1 pseudogene is annotated in these 698 nt (G+C 64.0%); it reads right to left on the bottom strand.

Annotated features, from left to right (window positions below):
- Positions 1–698 (bottom strand): annotated as a pseudogene (locus IG62_RS0140965) (hypothetical protein); the annotation flags it as partial.

The following is a 698-nucleotide window of genomic DNA, read 5'->3' as shown; positions in this document are numbered from 1 at the left end:
TTCGACTGGTTGGCCATGATGTTGTAGTCCATCGAGAGCACCTCGAAGGAACGGCCGGGGAACGGCATCTGCTGCAGCGGGAAGTCCCACACCCCCTGCCTCTTGACCGGCCAGATCTGCAGACCGCCGGGCGAGCTGGCGTCATAGCGCCAGCCGCGCTTCCGCGCCGTGGACAGCAGATTGTCCTGGCCCAGCAGACACGGCGTACGGGCGCCGACCAACTCCTTGCCGTAGTCGAACGGCAGCGGCTCAAGGTCGGTGAAGCCGGTGTTCGTCCGCCACTTGGTGACGAACGACACCGCCTGCTCGATCTCATCGTCCCACTGGGCAGGCGTCCAATGCTTCACCGAACCGCTGCCCTCACCACAGAAATGGCCGTTGAAGTGCGTGCCTATCTCATGGCCCTCCAGCCACGCCGCCCGCACATTCTTCAGCGTCTCCCTGATGTGGTCATCCTTGAGATACCCGATGGCGGAAGCACCGACGGGGTTGTTCGGCGGCCGGTACATCCGCTTCTTCGACTCGGGCAACAGATACAGCCCGGAAAGGAAGAACGTCATCGACGCATTGTGGTCCCGGGCAAGCTTGCGGAACCGCGGGAAGAGACCATTTCCCACCTCCCCCGCACCGTCCCAGGAAAACACCACGAACTGCGGCGGCTTCTGACCCGGCGCCAACCGCTCCGGCCTGGACGGCTG

It is taken from the genome of Streptomyces sp. NRRL S-337 (assembly GCF_000720175.1).
GTDB classification, from domain to species: domain Bacteria; phylum Actinomycetota; class Actinomycetes; order Streptomycetales; family Streptomycetaceae; genus Streptomyces; species Streptomyces siderophoricus.
The sequence above is the reverse complement of the archived record's forward strand: the minus strand, read 5'-3'. Positions and strand labels throughout refer to the sequence as shown.